We start from the raw sequence: 17,710 nt of genomic DNA, 5'->3' as shown, positions 1-17,710 counted from the left end.
AAAAACTACTTCCAAATATCTGCTAAACTTACAAGTCGGTTTCTCTAGCTAAAGTCATCTGACGCAACAGTTTAAGCGATTCACTGGCATGACACCAAAGCAGGTGCGCCCTTCACCATCAGAATCTAACAAATCGCCATAAGAATCTGAAAATAGTCAAGTATTGAGACTTACTACACTTCAGATAGATAGAACATTACACAACTAGCAAACCATGGAGTTCTTTCACATCATGGAACAAACACTTGAACAGAATAAAACATTCATTCGCAATCACTTTGAGGAGATTGTGAACCGCAAGAATTCTGCCATTGCTTACCAAAACTTCGCATCTGACTTTATCGATCACGAAGAACCTTTTGTAGGATTGGTGAGTCCCGAACTGGTTAAGCAGACGATGGAGAAGGCATACGCAAAGTATCCCGATTTACACGTTACAGTTGAGGACGCGATCGCTGAAGGGGATAAGGTGATGATGCGATGCACCTGGCGCGGAACCGATGCTTCGACGGGAAAGAAAAGTGAGTTTAAGGGCTTTGTGCTTTGGAGATTAGCAGAGGGCAAACTGGCTGAACGTTGGGCAACGATTACACCGCCCATTCGGTAATCATCTACAACATTTGCGTCGATGAGTGGAACCGCATGATTGATCTAAATATCCGTGGCATTCTCCACACATCATCCTTCAGCAGTTTGCTCGATCGCAATGATTAATAAGATAGTTCAAACACAAATGAGGAACACACTATGAACACAGATTCGATTCGTTTTCCAGCAGAGTACGATCCGAGCCGCTCTCCAGTTCACGTTGTTAGCACAATAGACATTTCAGCGTCGCCTGCGGAGGTTTGGGATCGTCTCATTACCGCTGCGGATTGGCAGACCTGGCAACCCGCCTTGTCGAATGTTCGTATCCAGGACGGTTCCCGCAAATTGTCTCAGGACGTGGCTTTCACTTTCACTGCTAGCGGCGTGACCAGCGCAGTGAAAGTGAAAGAATTCGTGCCGAATCAGCGGATTGCCTGGGACGGGAGAGCAACAGGACTGCAAGCCTACCACATTTGGCTCATCACTCCAACCCCCAACGGCTGTCGCGTTTTGAGTGCAGAAACGCTGCGTGGAATTGTTCCACGTCTACTCAAGTTGTTTGCGCCTAACCTCATCCATAACTCGAATCAGAGATGGCTGGAAGCTTTGGCGGTTCGTTCCTTAGCAACGACTAATTTTGTACATTGACTAAATTACAGTAGGAGAAAACAATGGCATTAGGAATGTTGGTCAAAGGGAAATGGATCACTGAGCGCAATGATCAAGATCAGAATGGTAAATTTCATGAGAAACCGACAACGTTTCGCGATCGCATCACTGCCGACGGTTCGAGCGGATTCAAAGCAGAAGCAGGACGCTATCATCTCTATGTTTCCTTAGCTTGTCCGTGGGCGCATCGAACCTTGATTATGCGGGAACTGAAAGGATTGAAGGATACGGTCTCAGTGTTGATCGCAGATGTCATTCTGGGTGATCGGGGTTGGAGCTTTTCTCAAGCTTCAGAAGCAATACCCGACAGCCCTCAATATTTGCAAGAGATTTATCTGAAAGCAGATCCAAGATTCACTGGAAAAGTGACAGTTCCATTACTGTGGGACAAACAGAAGCAAACCATTGTGAACAATGATTCTCTCGAAATTATGCGAATGCTTGATGTAGAGTTTGAAGCATTCTCAACCCAAACCATCAATTTCTACCCACACAACCTACGCGAAAAGATTGATCAAACGATCAATTCAATTTATTTACCCATCAACATTGGAGTCTATCGCGCTGGTTTTGCAACTTCACAAGTCGCCTACGAAGAAGCAGTCACTCAACTCTTCGAGCATTTAGACCGATGGGAAATGGTTCTCAGCCAGCAGCGCTATCTATGCGGTACTCAACTGACTGAAGCTGACATTTGCCTGTTCACAACGCTGTATCGCTTCGATTCAGTGTATTACGGTCACTTTAAGTGCAATCTGCGGCGGATTGTTGACTATCCGAACCTTTGGAACTATCTCAAAGATCTCTATCAGCGTCCTGAGTTCAAAGCAACCTGCAATCTAGACTATGCTAAGCACGGCTATTACGCGAGTATGACTGACATTAATCCCAATCAAATTGTACCAAAGGGGCCAATCATCAATTTCGATGAACCGCACGATCGTGATGGACTATCGAGGTTTTTATGATTCACTACGATTACATTGCGATCGGTACAGGCTTAGCAGGCTGCGTGGTCGCCAATCGCCTCATTACTAAGGGTACAGGGTGTTGAAGGATTGCGAGTCGTTGATGCTTCGATCATGCCAACCATTACAACCGGAAATACGAATGCACCTACGATCATGATTGGCGAAAAGGCAGCCGACTTGGTTAAAACATCATTACAAAATTAACTCTAATCTTTTTACCTTCCCTCAATATACAAGGAGATCGATTAAAGCAGTGTAAGTTAAGTTCGATTGTTCAAGCGCAATAAGAATCTAATAAAGCACCGTAAGAATTTGGAAGAAGTCAAGCATTGGAACTCAGTAAGCTGTAGACAAAGCCAGCATAGACAATACAGTCAACACTACCAATCAGGAGATTACATTAACATGGTCACAGAACAAACTGTAAATCAAGCAGACAATCAACAGGCGACTCCTAGCTTGACCCCTGCCCAGGGAGCCTTGCAAGCAGTCTGGGAAGCACATATACAGTCCGAGTTTGGCACTCACAGCACTGAAGATGCTCTCGCGACGATGGTTGAAGATGCTTACGTGAACGACATCCCGGTCATGACCGGAGGAGTCGGAAAACCAGCAGTGGGTGAGTTTTATTCCAAATACTTCATTCCACAGATCCCGCCAGACTTCGAGCTAGTTCCAATTTCGCGCACGATCGGGACGGATCAACTGGTCGATGAAATGGTGGCTAAGTTCACTCATACGATTCAGATGGAATGGATGCTAGCCGGTGTTGCTCCGACCGGGAAAGGAGTTGAAGTACCAGTGGTTGCCATTATTCGATTTCGGGATGGCAAGGTCGCTCATGAACACCTCTACTGGGATCAGGCGAGTGTATTGGTTCAACTCGGCTTGCTTGATTCTGCAAATCTACCCATCGTAGGCGTTGACAGTGCGCGGAAGTTGATGAATCGGAACTTACCCTCAAATACATTGATTGATCGCGCCAGCGATCGCGAATAGGGGTAAGAGTAGTGTTCCGGGAGCCTTTCCTATTTCAGTACCGACCATTAACAACTTGTACACCCATGCAAGCAACTTTTACTCAAGCAAAGTGATGCACTATCTATGATGCAGCAGTTTCGCGGGGAATATATCCTTGATGATAAAAGACTTGCAAATGAGGGTAGTTCTATTCGTTGAAGGATTGAGAATAATCGCTATATTCAGGTAATAGATCAAGATGAACATCAACAAGTTGAACTCATCAAATTTTGTGGTTGCATCTGAGCAACTCTCAGCCGCTTTCAGCCAAGATCCGCTCTTGGCAAATTTCTTACCCAAAGAGAGTTCTGCCAAACTGGCTACTCTAAAGCGCATCAGTCAAGCACTATTGAACTATGCACAACCTTACAATCAGATCTATACAACCGAAGATTTAAAAGGTGTGGCAATCTGGTTGCCTCCAGAGGCTTCTCAAATAACTTTATTTCAGTTGTGGCAAGCTATGACATCAGGATTGCTCACGGTTCCTTTTTACATGCGCTGGGGTCGAATCAAAGACTGGATTGCATTGAACATCACAGAGATCCAATTGCATAGCCAAATTACCCCAGAACCGCACTGGTATTTAGCAATGCTGGGCGTATCACCCGAATGCCAAGGTCAAGGAATTGGCGGCAAGTTACTTCAACCTGTGTTGCAAGCAGCCGATCGGTCAAATATACCTTGTTATTTAGAAGGTTCTAGCACTGCTAATGTGCGGTTCTATCAGCGACATGGCTTTGAGATTGCTCACCAAGAAACATTTGCTGGTTATGAATTTTGGGGAATGAAGCGCCAGCCGCAAACTGATACACATTAGAGCATTATAAACTTTACGCTGCAATTATCTTCACAGTTCGGCTAACTTAAAGCTTGTCTGAGTTGACGAATTGCAGTGCTAGTGTTTCGTTCATAGGCAATTTATCGATAGTGCAGAATTAGGGAATGTAAATCGAGTTCAGGAAATGACGATCAAAAGCGATACAACCATTCACAACAAGAGGTAACTATCATGATGCTAGAAGATAAGGTAGCTTTAGTCACTGGAGGAACTTCGGGCATTGGTCGAGCAACCGCGATCGCGTTCGGTGCTGCTGGAGCAAAAGTCGTGTTCTCAGGTAGACGTGATGCAGAAGGTGAGAAAACTGCCAAACTGATTCGTGAAACAGGCGCTGAATGTTTATATGTCCATTCCGATGCTTCAAATGAGGAAGATATCAAAGCGTTAGTGCAAAAGACTGTTGAAACCTACGGGCGATTCGATTGCGCCTTCAACAATGCAGGCGATGAAGGATTCGTTAAACCTTTGCATGAACAATCTATTGAAGATTTTGAGCAACTCATGGCGATCAATGTCCGGGGATTGTTCCTGTGCATGAAATATGAAATTCAGCAGATGTTGTCTCAAGGATCTGGAGCGATCGTCAATACCTCCTCGACTGCGGGGGTGATTGCGTTTCCAAGAAGCTCTCTTTACAACGCGAGTAAACACGCCGTCATGGGACTCACGCGATCGGCAGCACTGGACTATGCCAAGCAGGGCATTCGGATTAATGCAGTTAACCCTGGTGTTATTGAAACTGAAATGATCGATCGCGTCATTAGCAAGTGGGGTACTACGGCTGATGGTTTTGCAGCTATGGTTCCAATGCATCGCATCGGTCAGCCAAAAGAGATTGCTCAAGCCGTTGTGTTTCTCTGCTCTGATGCTGCAAGCTACATCACTGGACAACCCTTATTGATCGACGGTGGATATACAGCAAGTTAATTTCTGATTGTCGATTAGTAACACTGAAGGATTTCCAATGAAGATATTAATTGCATCAACGACTGCTCCGAGCCATTTGAATCCACTGCTAACAGTCGCCAACATTCTGATCAAACACAATCACGAGGTCGTCCTACAGACGGCACCTGAGTTGAAGTCGATGGTGGAGGCGGCAGGGGTACCATTTATTCCGGAGCTTCCAGAAACCAATAGCTTTGCCGATCTAATGGCTCACATGGAGCTTCCAAAAAGGCAAACGAAGAATCCGAGCATGGAGATACAAGCCTTCGATCTCGAATATTACTTTGGGAAACAGATCGGCAGTCAAGCAGCAGGACTGAGGCAAGCACTGCAAGATTTTCCGGCGGATGTGATTTTGGCAGACGCAGCATTCTTTGGGACGCTGCCGCTGCTGCTTGGGAAACGCGAGGAACGTCCGGCGATCGTCCATCTAGGCGTGACGCTGCTGAATCCGTTTACCGCTAAGAACAGCGCACCCCGACCGGGTATGACGAAGCAAGAGCAGTTGGCAAAACATGAGAGACGAGAGGAGGTGTTTCATCAGCCAAGCAAGGCTGCGATGGACAAGGCACTCGCCGAGTTGGGTTGCCCTCCGCTACCGTGTTCCCCTCTAGAGAGCATGACTGTTCTGCCCGATCTTTTTCTGCAAACAGGAATCGAGAGTTTCCAGTATTCAGAAGATTTATCTTCGCGAGTGCATCATGTTGGTCTGTTACCTGTGCCTCCAAAACAGCATGAACTGCCAACCTGGTGGCATGAACTCGATCGGACAAAGCGCCTGGTGCTTGTCACTCAGGGAATAGTCGCTAACCGGGATCTCCGTCAACTCATCAGTCCGACGTTGACTGCTCTTGCTGAAGAAGATGTCACTGTTGTAGCAACTACAGGAGAACAACCGAGTGAGTCACTTTTGATCGAGATTCCAGCAAATGCGCATGTGGCATCGTTTCTGCCCTATGAGTTGATTCTACCGAGTGTGGATCTGCTGATCACGAACGGCGGATATGGCACGGTGAATTTGGCATTGGCACAGGGGATTCTGATCGTTTCGGCAGGAATGACAGAAGACAAGGAGGAAGTATCGGCGCATGTACAGTGGACGGGTGTTGGCATCGACTTGAAAACCAATCAGCCCACGGCAGAGAGCCTACGTGCAGCGGCGAGAGAGGTGCTCGACAACCCAGTGTATCGCCAGCGGGCAAAGGAACTGGCACGGGAGTTCGCCAGCCACAACACAGATATAGAGGTGCTGAAACTGATCGAAGCGTGTGTTCCTGAGCGATCAACCGTTTGAAGAATCGGGTTAAGGGAAGTGCTTATTGGGAGAGATTGCCTATGGCTTGGGATATGTTGACTCATCTGAATTGTTGTAATTAGCTCAACCTCTGGCTAAAAATAGCTATGGTCGTTACCTGCAAGAACTTCTGAATGAGCGCGATCGCTTAACCTCAAGCCAGGAGCCTAGCAAGATTGAGGCAAATCGTTATTGAAATCACCGCTGTTTGAGTTCGCTAACCTGATAAGAATCTAATAAAGCTTTGAATAGGTAATTTCTAAGGGATTGACTGGAACGGCATTGAAACAGGTTCACTATCACTGAAAGAAGCACCATAAGAATCTGATAAATCATTGTAAGAATCTGAAAGCAATCAAGCGCTGGTCTTTACTACACTTCAGTTAGAACAAATTGAAGAAGACTTAACTGAAAATTCTCATTGCTGATGAGTCAATGCTTTATGTTGTTTGAGAAATGCTAATTACAGAACTGTAAAAGGAGACTGATTATGAAAGTTAACTACTCTGTCGCACTAGCGGATCACAATCTGCGGAAGATTTATCGAGATGAGGGGGAGTTGATGGATGTCCTTGGTCTGCGGATGAACTGGAAGATCAAAGCCAAAGATACGGGTTATGCTTTCAGCGTCTACGAGGCGGAACTGGTTCCGGGTCAAGGTATTCCTCTACACACCCACCCATATCCAGAGTATTTCTATGTCCTCGACGGAACTCTGGATTTTGAACGGATTGGCAGCGATAGCCAGAAGGAGTGGCTCAGGTGTGATGAAGGTGAGAGTGTGCATGTGCCGATAAATGCACCGCACGGCTGCACCAATCGTTCGGATCGACCAGCGAGATTCCTTTCCACATCAACCTACTACCATGAAGCCATTTTCAACGAGGTCGGAGTCCTGGTGAGACCTGAGGACGAGATTAGCCCGTTGAGTCCTGAAGCGGTACAACGCTTTGAAACGGTGGCAGCCCAGCATCAGGGATTCTTTGTGGAAGCGGTCGATAGCGGGCGTTTGCTGGATGGCTAACGACGAGATGCCAACCCAGCAAATATAGATAACGTACAACTGTAAAAGACTTGCACCACAAAGATTGAAGTTGCTACAAAAGCGATCGCGATCGCCTACTGTAGGCGGGTATGCCATCGCGACAGTCACATTAATATTTCACATCAATAATTAGAGGTAAAATCATGAACCAAGTAGCAGATTTTTTCGTTCGTAGCGCAGTCATAGAAACTACCCGATCTTATATGGGTGGTCTGATGACTTTTCTCGCAACCTCCGCCGAGACCGAAAACCGTTCCTTACTTCTGGAGATTCGGACGGTACCAGGAGCAGAGCCACCGCCCCATCTCCATTATGACCAGGATGAGGTGTTTTACATTCTAGAAGGTGAGCTAGAGGTGTACTGTATGGGTCAGGTGAAAATAGCGCGGGCGGGCGAAATGGTCTTCCTTCCCCGAATGCAGGCGCACGCATTCTACTTCCTATCGCCCCTCCATTTCCTAGCTTGGGTACAACCAGGAGGTCTGGACGGATACTTTGAAGCGATGTCGAGTCCAGCAACCAGTATGGAAATCCCTGCACATATAGCGACTTATGCAGAGTCTGATCCTGAAGAGGCGGTCGCGCTGGCTGCCAAGTACGGAGTCAAGATGCTGACTCCAGAAGAAACGGCGGAACTGCTGCCACAATACCCTGGCTTCGGAGTGACACCACTGGGTTAGTTGCATCACTCAACAATCAATTAGCAACTTTCTACTAACCGAGACATAAAATATGAACACCGATTTAGATGAACGCGGTTTGCTTCGCGAGTTTTCTGAGGTGAATCGCCACGATCTTCTCAGTGGTGGCGTGCAGATGATTCCTATCGAGACGCCAAAAGGGACATTCCGAGTCTGGACGAAACGGGTAGGTAATCACCCGACCATCAAAGTGCTGCTCCTACACGGTGGCCCTGGATTGACCCACGAGTATCTGGAGGCGTTTGACAGCTACTTTCCCCAGGCTGGTTTTGAATACTACTACTACGATCAGTTGGGTTCTTACTACAGCGATCGCCCCGATGAGCCAGATCTCTGGGAACTGCCCCGCTTTGTAGAAGAAGTCGAACAGGTACGCCAACATCTGGGATTGGATCGAGACAATTTCTATCTCTATGGACATTCCTGGGGTGGAATTCTGGCGATCGAGTATGCCCTGAAATATCAACAACACCTGAAAGGACTAATCATCTCCAACATGATGACCAGTATCCCCGCTTACAACGAGTACGCCAAGCAGGTGCTAATGCCAGCGATCGCTCCAGAGATTTTAGCTGAAATCGAGCAGATAGAAGCGCAAGCAGACTATAACAATCCGCGCTACATGGAACTCTTGATTCCACACCACTATGTTCATCATGTGCTACGAATGCCACCCGAACAGTGGCCAGAGCCTTTAAACCGCACCTTCAAACACCTTAATCAAGACATCTATGTACCGCTGAACTGGGTGTCAAGGGAAAGCTCTTAAACTGGGATCGGACTGCCGACTTAGCCAAGATCGCTGTACCGATGCTGGCGATCGGCAGCCGATACGACACGATGAACCCTGCACATCTGGAATGGATGGCAAAAACGGTTAGTCAGGGACGCTATCTCTTTTGTCCACAGGGCAGTCACTTGGCAATTTACGACGATCAGCAGGTTTATTTTGAGGGTCTGAGCCAATTTATTCAAGATATCGATGCAGGAATAGATGCCTAAAGCTTATAGCTTATAGCTATATGCGTAGCGGTATCCTTTAGGACGAACAGTTTACTTATCGGTTTCAGACTTTAAATCAGCAACGCCTCTCAGCGATTACGCATTAATTCGATAGGAGTAATGTCATGATGGAATTTTTCTGGCTTTTTGGTTCTTGCCTCACCATTCTTGCCGATCGCTAGTATTACACTATAAGTGATTTTCTCCAATCAAAGCCACTTGACGCAACAGTTTAAGCGATTGACTGGAGTAACACCGAAACAGGGTCGCTAACTTCATAAGAATCTGATAAATCACCATAAGAATCTGAAAGAAATCGAGTATTGAAACTAATTAAATTTTAGGTAGGTAGAACGAAATTCTGGCGATTTTTCAAGTCCGCTACCGAAGATAAATCGTTGTAAATTCAAAGTAAGAAAATCATGTCTGAAACCGTAAAAACACCACAAATATCGCAAATTGAGGTGCTGGCATCTAATCTGGATGGCCCACGCAAGCTGAGCTTTGATTCTGATGGATCACTTTATGTTACCGAAGCAGGACGAGGGGGAACAGGAGCTAGTGTTCCGTCTCCAAGTCAACCAGGGGCGTTTTTGTCCTATGGCGCAACAGGTGCAATTACCCGCATTCAAAACGGAGATGTGGAACGAGTTGTAACTGGACTACCATCGCTGGCATTACCCGATGGCTCCGATGCTTCAGGTATTAACGATCTTGAGTTTGATGCCGATGGAAATGCTTATGGAATTGTTGGGCTTGCCAGCAATCCAGCCAATCGAGACAGCCTTTTACAAGTGACTGATTTTAGCCATTTAATTGCGATCGATAATTTTGACGGCGGTGCTTCTTGGACAAGATTGACCGATTTTGGCGTTTACGAACAAAACAACAATCCCGATGGGCAAGATGTGATTACCAACCTCTATGACTTGCTGATTGAAGATAATACAGCCTATGTCATTGATGCAGGTGGCAACGATCTGCTCAGTCAAAGAGCCTTTGGTGGCGAGCCAACTTTAGAAACCGTCTTTCCCACTACTACCACAACCGATCCGCTTACGGGTGAAGAAATAGTACGGCAGCCCGTTCCTACCTCGATCGCAGTCGGCCCTGATGGTGCTTTTTATGTCGGTGAGTTGACTGGGGCTCCTTTTCAAGCAGAAACAGCAGAAGTTTATCGGCTTAATGCCGAAGGTCAGCCAGAGGTTTATGCAGAAGGGTTTACAAATATCGCCGATCTAGCTTTTGATGAGTCTGGTGGTCTATATGTCTTAGAATATGACGCAGACGGGATCTCGAATGGAAGCGACGAAGGTGCGCTGATCTATATGTCTCCAGATGGTAAAACTCGCACTACAATCGCAGATGACGAGCTAATTAATCCAACGGGTTTAGAAATCGGTTCTGATGGCGATATTTACATTTCTAATAAAGGCTTTTTGGCTGGAGAAGGAGAGGTATTAAAGTTGAGTTTAGAATACGGGACGACGAGTGGGGCAAATGGCGACCCAGCAGATGTTTACTCTCCAGGCGTGTTTGATTATGGGTACAACACGGGTGGCGACCTCGATCCAAATGTAAACGCGAGCGAGTTAATTTAACTCATATCTTGCACCATTTTCAATAGACCGCTCCTCGATTGAAATTGCTACCTCTAATTTGCTTGTTATGACTGAACTGAGAGAATGAGTGACTTGGAGACTGGGAAAAAGTTCAAGAGTTTTTTCTTTTGAGTCCACCGCAGCAAGACTCCCGAAGCTAATTAAAAACAGTCAACTTGTTGTCATCTCTGGCGAACCACACGTCATCAACTGGACTCATGCAGATCGGGTCAATCCCGTGTTACTGGACTTTCTTCAGCAGGAATAATCAGTGACCTGCGATCGCTCAAATCGGCAACAGTATAAAGAGGAAATATTTAGATAAGAATCTGACAAATCATCGTAAGAATCTGAAAGAAGTCAAGCATTGGAACTCAATACACTAAAGATAGATAAAAAGGAGAATCTAACATGGTCAACAAACAAACTGTAGACGAACAAGCAAATAAAAAGACAACTACTAACTTGACACCAGCCCAGGAGTTTTTACAAGAACTCTGGGAAGAGCATTTGCGGTACGAGTTTGACACTCACAACACTGAAGATACCCTCGTCACGATGGTTGAGGATGCTTACGTTAACAACATTCCAGTAATGACTGGGGGAGTAGGAAAACCAGCACTACGCGAGTTTTATTCTCAATACTTCATTCCACAGATGGCACCAGACACCGAGCTAACTCCGATCTCGCGCACGATTGGAAACGATCGCCTCGTCGATGAAATGGTGCTTAAATTCACTCATCCCGTTCAAATAGATTGGATGCTACCTGGTATTGCGCCGACAGGAAAACGGATTGAAGTGGCAGTGGTAGCGATCGTTCAGTTCCGTGACGACAAGCTAGCCCACGAACACATCTACTGGGATCAGGCGAGTGTCTTGGTTCAACTTGGCTTACTCGATTCTAGTACATTGCCTGTTGTGGGCGTTAACAGCGCGCGAAAAGCACTCGATCCAAACTTGCCTTCAAACGCACTAATTGATCGCACTTAGCGATTCCCTACGGGATAGCTTCGCTTCACGCGACTAAATGTAGGAGTTATCCAATATCAACTTTTGTCTTAGTTCATGAAAGTAAAAAATCTTTTCCTGAATTAACGCCTTGTTTGAGAGGATTAGGCAATCATCTGCAAGTTTTGTATATTCACGCCAAAGTCGATCGAGTCTACGATGAACTTATGCAATAGAATCAGTCTGAAAAAATCAGAATAGAAGTATTCATTCTTCAAGCTAACCTGCGAACTATTAGATGAAGACAAACCCCATGACTAGCTCCCTGACTAGCTCCCTGACTAGCTCGATCGAACTCAACCAACACTTGAGTGCATCTCTAGTGTTATCCAGTCGGCAGATGGGTTGGAACGGGATTTTGGTTGAACAGTCTCAATATTCTTCCAATCCAAGTGAACTTGAACTTCCTGCCTTATCCGATCATTGGCTAATCATACCAGTGGGGCATCCCATGTCTCTAAGCCAGAAATCTGACGCTCGCTGGCATGAATCAATCTTCCGTAAGGGGGATAGTCTCTTGGTTCCGGCTGGACAGCCAATCCACTGGCGTTGTCTAGGAAGTAAGTTCACAACGGACATCAATATTCACCTACAGCCAAACCTTGTCAGACAAGTTGCTGAAGCGTCTGAAATTGATCCAGCGCGGCTCAATCTTATGAACCATCTGGGTCAACAAGATTTAAATCTTCAGCATATTGCCATGCTGCTTTTAGCTGAGGTGAGATCGGGTGGCATAATGGGGCAATTGTATATTGAATCGCTGACCCAAGTGTTAGTGGTTCATCTGTTGCGACATTATGCTGAGTCGGCACACATCATCACATCTTCCAAGAGAAGCTTAACTCGTACTCAGTTGCGACAAGCGATCGATTATATTCACACGAACCTCGATCGAGATTTATCATTGGTCGAACTAGCCAGCGTTATTAATGTCAGTCCCACTTACTTTGCCAGTTTATTCAAACAGGCAATGGGAATTCCACCACATCAGTATGTGATTGGTCAGCGAGTGGAACAAGCAAAATTGATGTTATCGAAAACGGATTTAGCGATCGCGGACATTGCTTTACAAGTCGGCTTCTCCAGTCAAAGTCTTCTGACGCAACAGTTTAAGCGATTTACGGGAATGACCCCAAAACAGTTGCGCCCTTAACCATAAGAATCTGAAATCGAGTTTGCCTAAAAATGCAGGAGGAAGTTTAAATGACAACAAAAATAAATCGACAGTGGTGTCTGGCTACGCGACCCGTAGATTCGGTCGCCGAATCTAATTTTGAATGGAGGCAAGAACCTATACCCACTCTAGAAGAAGGACAGATCCTCGTCCGCAACATTTATCTATCCCTCGATCCAACCAACCGAGGATGGCTCAACGAGGGAGAAAATTACCTCCCACCTGTAGCCATTGGTGAGGTGATGCGGGGTATCGGCATCGGTAAGATCGAGCAATCTCGCAATGTTAACTTCCCAGAGGGAACATTCGTTCAGGGGTTTCTGGGGTGGCAGGACTATGCAGTCACCGACGGTACTAACTTATCTGAGTTCCCAAAAGACCCGTCTATCCCACTAACAGCATACTTGGGACTTTTTGGATTCATTGGTATGACGGCATACTTCGGTCTTTTGGATATAGGAAAGCCCAAGGTTGGTGAGACGCTTGTAGTTTCTGGGGCTGCTGGAGCCGTTGGCTCTCTGGTGGGGCAAATCGGCAAAATCAAGGGATGTCGTGTTGTTGGGATTGCGGGTAGCGAAGAAAAATGCCGTTGGCTTAAAGAAGAGCTTGGCTTCGATGCCGCTATTAACTACAAAACTGAGTCTGTCCTCGAAAGCTTGCAGCAGCATTGCCCAGACGGAATCGATGTTTACTTCGAGAATGTAGGTGGTGAAATCCTCGATGCTGTCTTAAGCCTCATCAACCTCCGAGCGCGAATTGTCCTTTGTGGTCTCATCTCGCAGTACAATGCTACCGAGCCAGTGCCTGGGCCATACAATTTTGTTAACATCCTGATTAAGCGTGCGAAGCTCGAAGGATTTATTGTCCTTGACTATTTGGACCGCGCCCAGGAAGCTCTAGCAGATTTAAGTCAATGGTACGCTCAAGGCAAGATTAAATATCGTGTCGATGTAATTGATGGTCTGGAGAACGCTCCCCACACAATTAACAAGCTCTTTGACGGCACGAATCAGGGCAAGCTGATCATTAGAGTTTCAGAGGAGTAGGGACTAAAAAAAACCTAAGAATCTGACAAATCATCGCTCGATCCTACTACACTTCCCGTTGTAGGCGTTGACAGCGCGCGTAAGGCACTCGATCCGAAATTGCCCTTAAACGCACTCATTGATCGCAACTAAATAATAGGAGTTATTCAATGTCAACTTTTGTTTTAGTTCATGGCGCATGGCATGATGGTTCTGCTTGGAAAGGGGTCATCCAACATCTAGAAGCTCAAGGGCATCAAGCTTTTGCTCCTACAATTGCTGGAAACGGTAAAGGTGTGAATAAAAATGTCAACCACGCCCAATGTACGCAATCGATAGTAGATTATATTGTTAGCAAAGACTTAACTGATATCGTCCTACTAGGACATAGTTTCGGCGGGACGATTATTGCTAAAGTTGCCGAAGAAATTGGCGATCGCCTTAAACGGCTGATCTTCTTGGATGCCTTTATCTTGAATCATGGAGAGAGCCTTAGAGATAACCTACCACCACATCTCCAACAGTTAATGGAGCAACTAGCGAAAGAATCGGACGATAACACGATGATGATGCCTTTCGATGTTTGGCGCGAAGCATTTATCAATGATGCCGATCTCGAACTAGCTAAATCCAGTTATGCACAATTATCGTCTCAACCCTATCAACCGTTCATTGACAAGTTGGACTTACAACAATTTTACTCGCTACCCATCCCCAAGAGTTACCTCTACTGTAGTGAAGATATTGCACTCCCTCAAGGCGAGTGGGGTTGGCATCCGAGAATGTCCAATCGCTTAGGATTATTTCGGTTCGTACAAATGCCAGGGAGTCATGAGGTGATGTTTTCTAATCCTGGCGGTTTAGCCGAAAAAATTATCGCAGCAGGACGCGACTAGTAGATCGTCAAGTTTGAATTGATGGGTTGAGATTAGGTAGTAAGTAGTAAGTAGTAAGTAGTAAGTAGTAAGCGGTAACAGTATAAAGCGGAAATATTAGATCGGTCACAGCGATTACACATTAACTCGACAGGAGCAATTTCATGATGGAATCTTTCTGGCTTTTTGGTTCTTGCTTCACTATCCTTGCCGATCGCACCACGACGGTCGGACATTACGATTTAATCGAAGGTTACTTTCCACCTGGTTCGCAAACACCTCTCCATCGCCACACCCGCTATTGGGAACATATATACGCGATCGAAGGAGAGTTGACGGTTTGGGCAGGTGAGAACAAGTTCGTACTAAGCACGGGTGAAAACTTTCTGATTCCAGTTGGTATACCTCATGTCGTTGGCGCGAGCGGCGATTATCCAGCGCGTGGGTTGATGATTGCTGCGCCCAGTGCCTTTGCTCGGCTGATTGCAGCAGTAGGGACGCAGGAGAAGAAAGAAACACCCGATATGTCGCTGTTTGATCGGATTTCTGCCGAGATCGGCGACGAGATTTTAGGCCCGCCTGGAACTTTGCCCTTCACTACTCCAAAAACGGAGTAAATCCATTGCAGACAACAAAGGAGATTTCAATGTTATTAGAACAAAACAAAGCCATTGTCCTTCAATTCTACAAAGCTGTTAACCAAGAAAATTTCGAGCAAGCCAAGAAGTTGCTTGCTCCGAATATGGTTGCTCAGTTAATGTCAGGAGCAGTCATTCGGGGCGGTGATAACTTTGTCGAACACTTACAGATGGCGCGCTCTACATTCCCAGATGTTTACTACACAATTGAAGATGTCATTGCTGAAGACTATAAAGTTGTCAGTCATGGAACATTTACGGGTACCCATCGCAGAGAGTTTCTTGGGATTCCGCCGACGGGCAAGCAGGTAAAATTTTCAATCGTACAGGTCGATCGACTAGCAGATGGCAAGATTGTCGAACATCGGACGATAGGTGATTCACTGACTATGTTGCAGCAGTTACGTGGAGAAAATTTGGTATAGCCTACATAGCAACCTACTTGCAGACTGAAACTAGCGTTTAACTGCAATCAGTCAGCAAGAAAACAGAGAGTTGAACAGTATACGGTATCACTGAATCAGTGTAGAAGATAGGAAAAAGATGATGAACCAAAACAAAGAGATTTACGATTGTGTAATTGTCGGTGGTGGCTCTGCCGGACTCAGCGCGGCACTCCTTTTGGGCAGAGGTCGCCGGCGAGTGTTAGTCTGTGACAAAGGCAAGCCACGCAACGTTTACGCCGACGAGTCGCACAGTTTTTTCACTCGCGACGGCATCAGCCCGCACGAACTTTTGAGCATCGGGCGCGACCAACTCAAACCCTACAAAAGCGTCGAATTTCAAGCGATCGGCGTCAAGGAAATTAAACCATTCGGCGACCAATTTGACGTGGTGTTTGAGGATGGTACGATGAAACAATCGCGCAAAATTTTGCTGGCTTTCGGGGTGATTGATGAATTTCCAGATATTGAAAACTTTGGTAAATTTTGGGGCAAAAGTGTGTTTCATTGTCCCTATTGCCATGGCTGGGAAGTGCGCGACGAACCGCTTGCTGTTGTCGGGAACGGCGAAACTGGCATGGAAATGGCAGCACTGCTGAAAAACTGGAGTGCTGATTTAGTTCTCTGCACCAACGGCGAAGCCGATCTGACCCTTGAGCAAAGAAAACTGCTGGAAAACCATCAAATCATTGTGCGTGAAGAGAAAATCGTCCAGCTTGAAGGCAATGACGGACGACTGGAAACCATTGTTTTTGAAACAAACGAAAAAATTACGTGTCACGGAATGCTGATACGACCGAAGCAAAAGCTTCGCTCAGACTTAGCTGAAAAATTAGGCTGTGAGTTGAATGAATTCAATCTAATCAAGACTACCAATGTTTTTAACGAAACCAGCGTTAAAGGCGTTTATGCGGCAGGTGACATCACTTCACCAATGCAGGCGCTCGCCGTCGCTGTTTTTCAGGGTAGTACTGTCGCCAGTGGCTTAAATCACTCCCTGATTGCGGAAGATTTCGTTTAACTCCATAAGAATCTGATCAATTGCTCGCTTGCTGGGTTAGCAAAATCTCTCCAATGGCAGAAGCATCGATCGTAAGATCGTGATTAAATGTTTTGGTTATCACGTTGGATTCCTGACTGACGAACACTTTTGCTGCGCCAGAATTAGGCTAAAAAAAGCTGAAAGGTGTTTAGTTAGCAACTGCAAACAATCGGTGAAAACAGGCTCTATGACAAGCAACCCGCTCAACTCGCTTGAACTCAGCCAACGGCTGAATAAAACGCTGATGTTATCCAGTCGGCAAATGGACTGGAATGGCATTTTGGTCGAGCAGTGTCAAAGTTCTTCTTCATCCTTTGAAATGGAACTTCCCGCCCTGTCGGATCATTGGCTTAACTTACACCTGGGACAACCCACTCGTTTGATTCAGAAACGTGACGATCGCCTGCATAGATCGATCGTTTACAGGGGAGACACCCTCTTTGTTCCTGCTGGACAACCGAGCTACTATTATCGGCGCAAAGGTGATATTTGCTCTCCACTGCACATTTGTTTGAAACCAGAGTTAATCGAACAAGTCGCTGAAGCCTCCGAAATCGATACAAAGCGGATCGACCTCGTGAGATGTTTCGGTCAGCAAGATTTACAGCTTAATAAAATGGCAATGCTGCTTTTAGCCGAGTTGCAGTCAGGTGGCATGATGGGACGATTATATGTCGAATCCTTAACTCAAGTTTTAGTCATTCATCTGCTGCGCCACTATTCCACCTTTACGCGCACCATTACATCCCAAAATAGAAGCTTAACTCGCGTTCAGTTGCAGGAGGCGATCGAATATATTCATACGAACCTCGATCGCGATTT

Annotated in this window: 22 protein-coding genes; all 22 read left to right on the top strand. The window is 46.0% G+C overall.

Translation table 11 applies throughout. From position 1 onward, the window contains the following. Positions 1 to 289: 289 nt before the first annotated feature. Positions 290 to 607: an ester cyclase gene (locus KME09_07135; protein MBW4533697.1), complete on the top strand. Its 318-nt coding sequence runs from the start codon at positions 290 to 292 to the stop codon at positions 605 to 607. A 140-nt stretch (positions 608 to 747) separates the two neighbouring features. Next, positions 748 to 1,236: an SRPBCC family protein gene (locus KME09_07130; GenBank protein ID MBW4533696.1), complete on the top strand. Its 489-nt coding sequence runs from the start codon at positions 748 to 750 to the stop codon at positions 1,234 to 1,236. A gap of 23 nt (positions 1,237 to 1,259) precedes the next feature. After that, the gene (locus KME09_07125; protein MBW4533695.1) at positions 1,260 to 2,225 is read left to right on the top strand and encodes a glutathione S-transferase family protein; all 966 of its coding nucleotides are present in this window, start codon (positions 1,260 to 1,262) and stop codon (positions 2,223 to 2,225) included. A 54-nt stretch (positions 2,226 to 2,279) separates the two neighbouring features. Further along, a complete protein-coding gene (locus KME09_07120; protein ID MBW4533694.1) occupies positions 2,280 to 2,432 on the top strand; it encodes a hypothetical protein in 153 nt (50 codons plus the stop codon). Positions 2,433 to 2,633: 201 nt separating this feature from the next. After that, entirely contained in the window at positions 2,634 to 3,227 is a 594-nt protein-coding gene (locus tag KME09_07115) for an ester cyclase (protein MBW4533693.1), read from the top strand. Between the two features lie 220 nt (positions 3,228 to 3,447). Next, complete coding sequence (locus KME09_07110; GenBank protein ID MBW4533692.1) at positions 3,448 to 4,068, top strand: GNAT family N-acetyltransferase; 621 nt, start codon at positions 3,448 to 3,450, stop codon at positions 4,066 to 4,068. 189 nt (positions 4,069 to 4,257) lie between these two features. Continuing rightward, the gene (locus KME09_07105; GenBank protein ID MBW4533691.1) at positions 4,258 to 5,016 is read left to right on the top strand and encodes an SDR family oxidoreductase; all 759 of its coding nucleotides are present in this window, start codon (positions 4,258 to 4,260) and stop codon (positions 5,014 to 5,016) included. Positions 5,017 to 5,053: 37 nt separating this feature from the next. Next, entirely contained in the window at positions 5,054 to 6,331 is a 1,278-nt protein-coding gene (locus tag KME09_07100) for a glycosyltransferase (GenBank protein MBW4533690.1), read from the top strand. A 490-nt stretch (positions 6,332 to 6,821) separates the two neighbouring features. After that, positions 6,822 to 7,355 (top strand): cupin domain-containing protein, encoded by a 534-nt coding sequence (locus KME09_07095; GenBank protein MBW4533689.1) that lies wholly within the window; start codon positions 6,822 to 6,824, stop codon positions 7,353 to 7,355. 164 nt (positions 7,356 to 7,519) lie between these two features. Then, positions 7,520 to 8,056 (top strand): cupin domain-containing protein, encoded by a 537-nt coding sequence (locus KME09_07090; protein MBW4533688.1) that lies wholly within the window; start codon positions 7,520 to 7,522, stop codon positions 8,054 to 8,056. A 79-nt stretch (positions 8,057 to 8,135) separates the two neighbouring features. Beyond that, positions 8,136 to 8,846, top strand: coding sequence for a proline iminopeptidase-family hydrolase (locus KME09_07085; GenBank protein MBW4533687.1), 711 nt, complete (start codon positions 8,136 to 8,138; stop codon positions 8,844 to 8,846). 71 nt (positions 8,847 to 8,917) lie between these two features. Continuing rightward, positions 8,918 to 9,079, top strand: coding sequence for a hypothetical protein (locus tag KME09_07080; GenBank protein MBW4533686.1), 162 nt, complete (start codon positions 8,918 to 8,920; stop codon positions 9,077 to 9,079). A gap of 422 nt (positions 9,080 to 9,501) precedes the next feature. After that, entirely contained in the window at positions 9,502 to 10,680 is a 1,179-nt protein-coding gene (locus KME09_07075) for a ScyD/ScyE family protein (GenBank protein ID MBW4533685.1), read from the top strand. Between the two features lie 88 nt (positions 10,681 to 10,768). After that, the gene (locus KME09_07070; protein ID MBW4533684.1) at positions 10,769 to 10,948 is read left to right on the top strand and encodes a hypothetical protein; all 180 of its coding nucleotides are present in this window, start codon (positions 10,769 to 10,771) and stop codon (positions 10,946 to 10,948) included. A 143-nt stretch (positions 10,949 to 11,091) separates the two neighbouring features. Beyond that, the gene (locus KME09_07065) at positions 11,092 to 11,673 is read left to right on the top strand and encodes an ester cyclase (protein ID MBW4533683.1); all 582 of its coding nucleotides are present in this window, start codon (positions 11,092 to 11,094) and stop codon (positions 11,671 to 11,673) included. A gap of 256 nt (positions 11,674 to 11,929) precedes the next feature. Continuing rightward, positions 11,930 to 12,844, top strand: coding sequence for an AraC family transcriptional regulator (locus KME09_07060; GenBank protein ID MBW4533682.1), 915 nt, complete (start codon positions 11,930 to 11,932; stop codon positions 12,842 to 12,844). Positions 12,845 to 12,894: 50 nt separating this feature from the next. Beyond that, positions 12,895 to 13,911 carry an NADP-dependent oxidoreductase gene (locus tag KME09_07055; GenBank protein ID MBW4533681.1) on the top strand — a complete coding sequence of 339 codons (1,017 nt, stop codon included), beginning with the start codon at positions 12,895 to 12,897 and terminating at the stop codon, positions 13,909 to 13,911. Positions 13,912 to 14,060: 149 nt separating this feature from the next. Continuing rightward, entirely contained in the window at positions 14,061 to 14,786 is a 726-nt protein-coding gene (locus tag KME09_07050; GenBank protein MBW4533680.1) for an alpha/beta fold hydrolase, read from the top strand. Between the two features lie 143 nt (positions 14,787 to 14,929). Then, positions 14,930 to 15,382, top strand: a complete 453-nt coding sequence (locus tag KME09_07045; GenBank protein ID MBW4533679.1) for a cupin domain-containing protein — start codon at positions 14,930 to 14,932, stop codon at positions 15,380 to 15,382. Positions 15,383 to 15,387: 5 nt separating this feature from the next. Continuing rightward, positions 15,388 to 15,828 carry an ester cyclase gene (locus KME09_07040; GenBank protein MBW4533678.1) on the top strand — a complete coding sequence of 147 codons (441 nt, stop codon included), beginning with the start codon at positions 15,388 to 15,390 and terminating at the stop codon, positions 15,826 to 15,828. A gap of 118 nt (positions 15,829 to 15,946) precedes the next feature. Beyond that, positions 15,947 to 16,867 (top strand): NAD(P)/FAD-dependent oxidoreductase, encoded by a 921-nt coding sequence (locus KME09_07035; protein MBW4533677.1) that lies wholly within the window; start codon positions 15,947 to 15,949, stop codon positions 16,865 to 16,867. Between the two features lie 208 nt (positions 16,868 to 17,075). Next, the coding region (locus KME09_07030) for a hypothetical protein (GenBank protein ID MBW4533676.1) at positions 17,076 to 17,710 on the top strand (635 nt) is incomplete at its 3' end.

It is taken from the genome of Pleurocapsa minor HA4230-MV1 (assembly GCA_019359095.1).
Taxonomy (GTDB): Bacteria; Cyanobacteriota; Cyanobacteriia; order Cyanobacteriales; family Xenococcaceae; genus Waterburya; species Waterburya minor.
Note: the sequence above shows the minus strand (reverse complement) of the source record. Positions and strands in the feature narration are given on the sequence as shown.